The 10,296-nt window shown below is 55.3% G+C and carries 6 protein-coding genes and 2 pseudogenes; all 8 read left to right on the top strand.

The window, feature by feature from the left end; genetic code table 11:
* Positions 1-198, top strand: a 198-nt coding sequence (locus TU81_RS29010) for a hypothetical protein (protein WP_048397923.1), incomplete at its 5' end; no start/stop codon positions are given.
* A gap of 97 nt (positions 199-295) precedes the next feature.
* Positions 296-895 carry a hypothetical protein gene (locus tag TU81_RS29005; protein WP_048397921.1) on the top strand — a complete coding sequence of 200 codons (600 nt, stop codon included), beginning with the start codon at positions 296-298 and terminating at the stop codon, positions 893-895.
* Positions 896-935: 40 nt separating this feature from the next.
* Entirely contained in the window at positions 936-1,130 is a 195-nt protein-coding gene (locus TU81_RS29000) for a hypothetical protein (protein ID WP_231983810.1), read from the top strand.
* Between the two features lie 173 nt (positions 1,131-1,303).
* Positions 1,304-5,677: an RHS repeat-associated core domain-containing protein gene (locus TU81_RS28995; protein WP_048397918.1), complete on the top strand. Its 4,374-nt coding sequence runs from the start codon at positions 1,304-1,306 to the stop codon at positions 5,675-5,677.
* Positions 5,670-6,818: an ankyrin repeat domain-containing protein gene (locus tag TU81_RS28990; protein ID WP_048397916.1), complete on the top strand. Its 1,149-nt coding sequence runs from the start codon at positions 5,670-5,672 to the stop codon at positions 6,816-6,818. The genes TU81_RS28995 and TU81_RS28990 overlap by 8 nt, the downstream gene beginning before the upstream one ends.
* Positions 6,819-6,838: 20 nt before the next feature.
* Positions 6,839-8,609 (top strand): annotated as a pseudogene (locus TU81_RS28985) (RHS repeat-associated core domain-containing protein); the annotation flags it as partial.
* 11 nt (positions 8,610-8,620) lie between these two features.
* The gene (locus TU81_RS28980) at positions 8,621-9,244 is read left to right on the top strand and encodes a hypothetical protein (RefSeq protein WP_048397914.1); all 624 of its coding nucleotides are present in this window, start codon (positions 8,621-8,623) and stop codon (positions 9,242-9,244) included.
* Between the two features lie 142 nt (positions 9,245-9,386).
* Positions 9,387-10,178 (top strand): annotated as a pseudogene (locus TU81_RS30395) (RHS repeat domain-containing protein); the annotation flags it as partial.
* Between the last annotated feature and the right edge of the window lie 118 nt (positions 10,179-10,296).

Raw genomic sequence — 10,296 nt, 5'->3', positions numbered from 1 at the left:
AAAGCCTGGGATACGAAAACTGAAAAAGAGACGATCCCCGACGATGAAAAGGTGATGCTCTATGTTTTGGCACCTGTCAAATTCACGAAAAAAGGCGAACCTGACGCAGAAGCATTGCGTGCTCTGACACAACGCAAACGTACGGCCAATTGGGCGAGTGTGGTCATTCCGGCTCCAGATCCAGAGATAACGCTGTAGAAAAGTGGAGCGGTTTCTGTGCCTCCTTCCTCGCCCTAGGCAACATCGAGGAACAAACCTGAATACGTCACTTGAGTTTTTATTCGGAATAACGAACATGAGCGCGTTGGAAAAGGCATTGATAGAGCTGCGCCGTATCCACAAGAAGTTGCAGTTAGATGGCAGCTTCGAAAAGAATGGCCAAGTCAACGCCACATGGCCGCAAACGCTTGAACGCTCTGTCGAAACTGATTTTTTCTATGACAACTACGAACCTGTGGGTGTAGAGATAGAGACAGGTTTGACTTCGATACGTTTTTTTGACCTGAACACCCTTGAAGATGACCAAGTGGGCTACAAGTGGGATGGCAATTCAAACAAGTCGCAGCTCAACCCACGCTGGCCAGCCAGTTTTGTAGTATTTATGGATGATATCGGAGGCGGTAAACCTGTCATCGCCGTTACCGACATTGAGGGTACGCCTGTCTTTGCCAGCTATGACGTGGCTTGGCCTTTCAAAATTGCCGACTCATTGGCTGATTTCTTTTTCGCTTTTGCCAAATTGATTGAGGTTGTCCACGGCAAATTCGAAATCTTTGAGATCTATAACGATGATGACGAACTTTCCAGCAAGTTCGTGAAATTACTCACAAAGGAAGTCAGCCCCCTACTTGGGGAAGAAAACTTCGAACGGTTTTTTGATTATTTTTATGGTTAATCTTCAGGCCATGGATCTGACCGGCCAATGAGCGCAAAAGATGGAACAACTGGAAGACGAATACCCCGGCGATACCGATTGGCACAGTTTTGTGCGGTTGTATGAAGAGAACTATCTCGACGACAATGCCCGCACGCTGGCGAAAGCATTGGATGGCAATCTCGATATGGCGGTCGTCCTCTACGGTAAAAGAAGGGTTGTGGTGGATCGAGCAAAAAGTGCCCGCCCTGGATAACCTTAGGCCAGCCGATTGCCTCAAGAATCCCAAGCTGATCAAACGCCTGAGGACTGCGCTAATGCGCATGCCGTAACCGACAAGGGAAAAACGTGCAATGGAAGGCATCGAATTGCGCCACAAGCTCAAAGATTACACAGCCGTCAGACGCTTATGCCGGATGAACATCCCGCATGTCTGACGCGCTCTGGGCCGCCCGGCTGGGTGATGCACTCAACCACACCTCGATGATGGCCGACATCCTCGGCGGTGTGCTCGAGGTGGCAGCCAACATCGCGATTACCGCAGTGGCCACCGCCGCCGTGGTCGCGGCCACCGGCATTACCGTCGTCACCGGCGGGTTGGGTTGCATCGTGCTCGGCTTGGTGGTGGGCACGATCGTCGGCCTCGCCATGAGCAAGACCGGGGCCGACAAGGGCCTGAGTAACCTGTGCGAGAGCTTCAGCAATGCGCTGTTTCCGCCCACGGTGCAGGCGAATATTCTCACCGGCTCCACCAACACCCTGATCAACAACATTCCCGCCGCACGAGCCGCCGGGGCGATTCCGTCCCATGTCGCGCCGGCCGGCACCGAGCTGGAAATACCCGAGCCTGAAGCCGAAGCCAGTTACCTCGACATGGCCGAAAGCTTCTTCTCGCAGATGTGGCGCCCCACCGTCGCCACCCCGGCGCCTGGTGCGGTGCCCAAGCCGCTGGACCTGCTCGTCTGCATGAAGCATCCGCCGATGCCGCCGCAGTTCATGGCCGAGGGCTCGGACAAGGTCACCATCAACGGTCAGCCCGCCGTGCGCAGTGGCGACCGCAGCACCTGCGATGCCAAGGTCGTGGGCTCCGGGCTGATTTCCTCCAACGTGACCATTGGTGGCGGGTCGGTGGTGGTACGCGAGATCCGCAGCGGCAAGACCCCGGGCGTGGGGCTGGCGGTCACCGCGTTGCTGATGCTCAAGGGCGGCAAGGGCAAATTCCTGAGTAACCTGCCGTGCATGCTGGTCGGTGGCGCGACGTCGATGGCCGTCAGCAGCGCGATGGGGGCGATGGCCAACGCCGCCATGGGCTCATCGAACCCGGTGCACGCGGCGACCGGGGCCAAGGTGCTGGGTAGCGATGAAGAGCTGGATTTCGTATTGCCGGGCATCTTGCCGATGGATTGGCAGCGCTTCTACAACAGCCGTGACGAGCGTCGTGATGGGTTGTTCGGGGCGGGTTGGAGTGTGTCCTACGAGGTGCGGGTTGAAATCCTGCCTCACCCGGAGGGCGGGGAAACGCTGGTCTTCACCGACGAACAGGGCCGGCGCATCGACATGGGTTCGATCCCCCTGGGCGGCGCGGTGTTCAGCGCGGGTGAAGGGCTTAGTGTTCGGCGGCATGTGAATGGGCAGTTGTTGATTGAAAGCGATGACGGCATCTACCGCTTGTTCAATCCAACGCCGGGCAATACAGCGCTGCTGCGCCTTGATCAATTGGGCGACCGCAACGACAACCGCATCCATCTCGACTATGACGACGTCGGGCAGCTTGTCCGGCTGCGGGACACCTTTGATCTGGTGCAGGTCGAGCTGATTCAAGAAGGCGGACGCGTAGCTCGGGTTGAACGCCTGTACCCCGACCAACGCCGCGAAGTGCTCGTCAGCTACGGCTACGACGCAGTGGGCGATTTGGCCGAAGTGCGCGACGCCACCGGTCAGGTGCAACGGCGCTTCAGTTACGACACCGGACAACGGATGGTCGAGCACCAGTTGCCCACAGGCCTGCGTTGCTTCTATGAATGGGCTTACATCGAGGAAAAGGAATGGCGCGTGGTCCGGCACTGGACCGACGAGGGCGATGCTTATCAGTTCGACTATGACCTCGGCGCCGGTGTCACGCGCATTACCGATGGCTTGCAGCGCATTAGTACACGACGCTGGAACACCCAGCACCAGATCACCGAATACACCGACAACCTCGGCCAGACCTGGCAGTTCGAGTGGAACGACGAGCGCCAATTGCTCAGCGCCACCGACCCGCAGGGCGGTCAGTATCAATTCAGCTACGACGACGCCGGCAACCTGATCGGCGAAACCGACCCGCTGGGCCGCAGCGATTCGACCTTATGGCTGGAGCTCTGGGCCTTGCCGCTGGTGGACACCGACGCCGCCGGCAACAGCTGGCAGTATCGCTACGATCAGCGCGGCAACTGCATCGCCGAGACCGATCCGCTGGGCCACATCACCCGATACCGCTACGACACCCACGGCCAGGTCGTCGAGATCATCGATGCCACCGGCAAAAGCAAAAAGCTGCGCTGGAACCCGTTTGGCCAATTGGTCGAGCACATCGATTGCTCGGGTTATCCGACGCGGTTCAACTACGACAACCGGGGCTATCTGCAAACCATCACCGATGCCCTCGGCGAACGCACCCAGTTCAGCTACGACGCCCAGGGGCGATTGCTCAGCAGCCAATTGCCGGACGGGCGCACCGAGCAGTATCAGCGCGACGTCAGCGGCCAGTTGACCGGTTATACCGACCCGGCCGGGCACACCACGCTCTATCAACACAATCGTCGCGGCCAGGTGCGTCAGCGCACCGACGCCCACGGCCGGCAGGTGCAATTCGCGTATGACAGCTATGGGCGGCTGCAAGCACTGACCAATGAGAACGGCGAAAATTATCGGTTTGCCTGGGATGCTGGCGATCGGCTGACCGAACAACAAGACCTCGACGGCAGCGCCAAGCGCTACGCCTATGACCCGTTGGATAACGTCGCGACGATAATGGCTGTTCCGGCACCTTACGGCAATGGCTTGGCCATCGTCCCCCAGACGCCCCTGGCCCCCATCGTTCATCGACTGGAACGCGACGCTGTCGGCCGGCTGATCGCCAAAGTCACCGACGATGGCCGCACTGAATACACCTACGACCCACTGGACCAGCTCACCGCCGTCACCTTCACCGACCACCACGGCAACGCACAAACCCTGAGCTTCGCTTACGACGCCCTCGGCCAGTTGCTCGAAGAACAAAGCGCGGCTGGCAGCCTGCAATATCACTATGACGAACTCGGCAACCTGATCCAGACCCATCTGCCCGATGGCCGCTGGATAAACCGTCTGTACTACGGCAGTGGTCATCTGCATCAAATCAACCTCGATGGCCACGTGGTCAGCGACTTCGAACGCGACCGCCTGCATCGCGAAGTGCTGCGCACCCAAGGCCAGATCAGCACCCGCAGCGAATACGACCGCAGCGGCCGCTTGCGTTCACGCCAACGCCGACACACCAGCCAGCCATCGTTGATGCCGGCAGCGGTGCAGAAACATTTCGAGTACGACCCCGCCGACAACCTGATCGGCAAACTCGACCAACAACCCGCCGCGCAACACCGCCAACTGCTGCACTACGACGCCACTGGCCGCATCATCGCCAGCCAGGACAGCCTGCACGGCCAGCGCGAAACCTTCGCCTACGACGCCGCCGCCAACCTGCTGGACAGCCCGCAACCCGGCGCCGGACTGGTGGTGCACAACAAACTGCTGACCTATCAGGACAAGCGTTACCGCTACGACGCGTTTGGCCGGATGATCGAAAAACGCAGCGCTAAACGGGGACTGCAGCGCTTCGGTTATGACGCCGAAAGCCGATTGATTGAAGTGCGCAATGAAAACGGCAGCGTGCTCAGGATGACCTACGACCCGTTGGGCAGGCGCATCGAAAAGACCGAACACGACACCAACGGCTATCCGCTCGGTGAAACCCGCTTCACCTGGGACGGCCTGCGCCTGTTGCAAGAGCATCGCCATCAACAGACCAGCCTCTACCTCTACGAAGACGAAGGTTACGAACCCCTGGCCCGCGTCGACGGCACCGGCCCGCTGCAAAAAATCCGTTATTACCACAACGACCTCAACGGCCTGCCGGAACAGCTCACCGAGGCGGACGGCCATAACGTCTGGCAGGCGACTTATCGGGTATGGGGCAACACGTTAGAAGAGGTGCGCGAGCCGTATTACATCGAAGAGCAGAACCTGCGGTTTCAGGGGCAGTACCTGGACCGGGAGACGGGGCTGCATTTCAATACGTTTCGGTTTTATGATCCGGATGTGGGGCGGTTTACGACGCCGGATCCGATTGGGTTGGATGGGGGACTAAATTTTTATCAGTACTCGCCAAACCCCATCGGATGGACCGATCCGTTGGGCTGGGAAACATGCAGACTGTCTAAGGCAGATAAAAAAGCAATGGGAGACAAACCCACTGCTGACGTCATGACTGCCGCGCATCGCCATCATATTGTGCGCGAAAAGGCGCCCAAAAATTGGACAGACAGCAATCGCCGATATGTGGCCCATGCTCAGGGTGTTCTAAAGAGATTTGGTATCGGCTTGAATGACAGCCCTCACAACTTCGTATGGGCTCCCAATGGTAGTGGGAACCACACAATCGCTAGTGCCCGCAAAGTGTCACGAACACTCGCAGAGGCCCGAAAAGGCGGAAAAAGCAAAGTGATTGAGTCGCTGAATGCGATGGGCGAGAAAATGAGAAATGGTGAATTTTTAGATGACTAGCCTAGAAAAAACATACGGAACAAATGCCCCTCTTGTCCGAGAACTTTATGCTCATATAGAGACGGGGAATATTGAGCTTTTACGTGCCCAGCTAGACGCTCATCCAGAGCTGCTGGCCCCCCCACGTTATGATCTTTTGAGCTATCCAGGACTTCTGCATCATGCCGCAGAGAGAAACCAGGTTGCAGTGTGTGCATTGTTAGTTGATTTGGGCATTGACCTAGACCAACCCACTGCTGGCTCAGGCAATACTACGGCGCTTGCACTGGCAGCAAAAAATGGACATTTAGAAACAGTGCGCTGGCTTCTGGAGGCAGGAGCTGATGTTAATGGCTCTCCTCTCTCGGTTGCATCTCCACTGATAACCGCAGTCACTTTCGGGCAAAAAGAAACAGTCGACCTCCTGCTCAAGTACCATCCGGACGTCAATAGATTACATGCCAAGCTCAATCGAACAGCCCTCGATTTAGCTCAGAGCTGGAGCTTCCCTGAAATTTTCAACTGCCTGAAAGCACAAGGCGCTATCTCGGCCGTTGAAAAGGCGCCTGATGAAGAAACTCTGCCTGGAGCAGGGATTATCGATTTTGTGTGCAGGACCGCTGGCTGGGTATTACCTAAAGAACTAATCCCTCAATCCGGATCATTGGAAGTAAATTTCAGAGTCAGCTGCATCGCGAACAAAAACGACTTTAAACTCTTGTTTACAGTCGGTCTTTTTGTTGAAAAACCACGCACAGAACTTTTTATCTGTCTTCCCGGAAGCTGGCGCCTTCCCAAAAAAGGATTTGCCATCGATAGCCCCTGGATGTTCCCTCAGGCGGTACTGACTGTGTTGTCTGAAAAAACCCTCAAAGACTCGCCTTTAACCGAGGGTCAGGTGATTTTACGAACGGATAAAGCCTTTAGTCAGCTGGGCTGGCCAGCGGATATTGAGGCGCTCATTGTCGTGGATAAAATTTGGAACACTACCGGCGATGCAGAAATTGAAGATCATGAGGATTCGGTAAAACTCTACGTTCTGACTCCTCTAAAACTGACAAAAAAGGGCCCCCCTGAAGGCGATGCCTTAGCCTCGCTCTTGGAGAAAAAACGTAAGGCAAGCTGGAAGAGCGTCGCTCTGACTTCACCTCTGCAAAATTGACGACACTCTCAATAGGACCTGAAGACAGCGCCAAGTGCTACACCTATGACCGGCTGGATAACATCGCGGCGATAACGGCTGTTCCGGCGTCTTACGGCAACGGCTTGGCCATCGTCCCCGAGACGCCCCTGGACTCCATCGTGCATCGGAACGCGACGCTGTCGGCCGGCTCATCGCCAGGGCAACGCATAAACCCTGAGCTTCACCTACGACGCCCTCGGCCAGCTGCTCGAAGAACAAAGCACGACCGGCAGCCTGCACTATCACTACGACGAACTCGGCAACCTGATCCAGACCCAACTGCCCGACGGCCGCTGGATCAATCGTCTGTACTACGGCAGCGGCCACCTGCATCAGATCAACCTCGACGGCCAGGTCATTAGCGACTTCGAACGCGATCGCCTGCACCGCGAAGTGCTGCGCACCCAAGGCCAGATCAGCACCCGCAGCGAATACGACCGCAGCGGGCGCTTGCGCTCACGCCAACGCCGACACACCAGCCAGCCATCGCTGATGCCGGCCGCCGTGCAGAAACATTTCGAGTACGACCCCGCCGACAACCTGATCGGCAAACTCGACCAACAACCCGCCGCGCAACACCGCCAACTGCTGCACTACGACGCCACTGGCCGCATCATCGCCAGCCAGGACAGCCTGCACGGCCAGCGCGAAACCTTCGCCTACGACGCCGCCGCCAACCTGCTGGACAGCCCGCAACCCGGCGCCGGACTGGTGGTGCACAACAAACTGCTGACCTATCAGGACAAGCGTTACCGCTACGACGCGTTTGGCCGGATGATCGAAAAACGCAGCGCTAAACGGGGACTGCAGCGCTTCGGTTATGACGCCGAAAGCCGATTGATTGAAGTGCGCAATGAAAACGGCAGCGTGCTCAGGATGACCTACGACCCATTGGGCCGGCGCATCGAAAAAACCGAGCACGACACCAACGGCTATCCGCTCGGTGAAACCCGCTTCACCTGGGACGGCCTACGTCTGTTGCAAGAGCATCGCCATCAACAGACCAGCCTCTACCTCTACGAAGACGAAGGTTACGAACCCCTGGCCCGCGTCGACGGCACCGGCCCGCTGCAAAAAATCCGTTATTACCACAACGACCTCAACGGCCTGCCGGAACAGCTCACCGAGGCGGACGGCCATAACGTCTGGCAGGCGACTTATCGGGTATGGGGTAACACGTTAGAAGAGGTGCGCGAGCCGTACTACATTGAGGAGCAGAACCTGCGGTTTCAGGGGCAATACCTGGACCGGGAGACGGGGCTGCATTTCAATACGTTCAGGTTTTATGATCCGGATGTGGGGCGGTTGACGACGCCGGATCCGATTGGGTTGGCGGGGGGACTCAATCTTTATCAGTACTCACCTAACCCATTCACTTGGATAGACGCTCTGGGCCTGAGTTGCTCGAGCGATGCTAAAGTTCTTGGAAGCCGTTTGGGTAAAGCGCCAAACTCAAACTATCGAGCCCACCATATAGTAATGTCTAATTCGAAGGATGTGCGTATGCGCTGGTTGAGAAGACGTATGGACAGACTTGGTATTGACATAAATCAGAAAGAAAATGGTATATGGCTACCTGTAAACCCACAGTCCCGCTTACCAAATACAACAGCAACCGCTCATGCCGGGGAAGGCGTACATGGCAATGCGTATAAACAACACGTATGGGAAACCCTGAAAGGGGCGAACACAAAATCTGGATTCGAGTCGGGTTTAAATAAACTCAACTTGGAGCTCAACGGTGGAAAGGTTTTTCCATTAGCAAAGTAGGAGATTCCCCCATGAAGGACTTTTTATGCGCACGACTCAACGAATATAAGGATAAATACTCAGAGCTTATATCGTCTATGGAGAAAAACTACAAAACGACAATCTGGGGCATGGGGATCATGCCTTCCTATTCGCCGGCCCCCTATATGTCGGAGCTCCAGGGATGTAAGCCTGGACGCTTTCTAAAAAAAGATTCCGAGCCAGACAAAAACAGGCAATGTTACTTCTTAAATAAAGATAACAACATAATAGGTGAGTTGAAATTTGCGAAATACGTAACAATTAAAAAGCAATGGATTGTTTATAGAAGATTTTTTTTGCATGAGGCCGATCAAATCCTTGAGCTTACATTCGGCAGTGAGCTAAACGGCAACCTAGAGGCCAACCTTGACTCGGTTTCCCTTATTAAGTTTCTGAATGACAAAGCTACAGGGCATTACTGCTTGAACAACACGGGAGAATACTTCGAAACCCTTTATAAATATAACGCCGATAAAATCACTTCGATTACTGAAAAAATATGGCGAAGCACCTTCACGGAAAGATTTTATGAGATCAATCACGCAGGTGATTCCCTAACCATTTTTGAAGTACTTACGGACAATAGCAAACTGAAAATTTATCCTGAGGAATGATTGACGAGATCAAACTCTTGACGAGCAAGTATTTACCCACACTTGAAGACTCAGAGCATTCGAGAGGCGGCCGTACTCTAGGGTTATTTATTACCATCCAAGATGGCGGCTCCACCCAGCCCAACATTCACGGAAACGATGCTTCACCTGGGACGGCCTGCGTCTGTTGCAGGAGCATCGCCATCAACAGACCAGCCTCTACCTCTACGAAGACGAAGGTTACGAACCGCTGGCCCGTGTCGACGGCACCGGCCCGCTGCAAAAAATCCGTTATTACCACAACGACCTGAACGGCCTGCCGGAACAGCTCACCGAGGCGGACGGCCACAACGTCTGGCAGGCGAGTTATCGGGTGTGGGGCAACACGTTAGAAGAGGTGCGCGAGCCGTATTACATCGAAGAGCAGAACCTGCGGTTTCAGGGGCAGTACCTGGACCGGGAGACGGGGCTGCATTTCAATACGTTCAGGTTTTATGATCCGGATGTGGGGCGGTTTACGACGCCGGATCCGATTGGGTTGGTGGGGGGATTCAACCTCTATCAATACGCACCGAATCCGATTGGGTGGGTGGATCCGTGGGGGTGGGAAGTTTGTCGACTCAGCGCCTCACAGAAGAGAGCGATGGGGCCTGCACCTAAGGGTATGGTAAAGCCGCATTACCATCATATCGTCCGCGAAAAAGCTCCAAAAAGCTGGAAAGCTCAAAATCAAAAGTACATTACCGACTCGCAAAAAATTCTGGCCAAACACAAAATTGGTCTAAACAACGACCCGCGCAACTTCACCTGGGCCCAAAATGGTGGAGGGAATCACTCGATAGCCAGCGCCAAAAAAGTCTATGAAATACTACAGAAAGCGGACGTCGGCGGGCTGGCCAGTGTCCAAAACGCATTGAAAAATATGGGTGCTCAAATGTCAAAAGGTATTTTTTAAATGAACAACCCAGAAGAAACTTATGAAAAGAACATCAAGACTTTATTAGCCATTCACGCAGACATCGCGTCGGGTAGTGCAGCCTCACTAAAAAAGCACCTAGAGAAAAATTCCGTTC

It is taken from the genome of Pseudomonas lini (assembly GCF_001042905.1).
Taxonomy (GTDB): Bacteria; Pseudomonadota; Gammaproteobacteria; order Pseudomonadales; family Pseudomonadaceae; genus Aquipseudomonas; species Aquipseudomonas lini.
The sequence above is the reverse complement of the archived record's forward strand: the minus strand, read 5'-3'. Positions and strand labels throughout refer to the sequence as shown.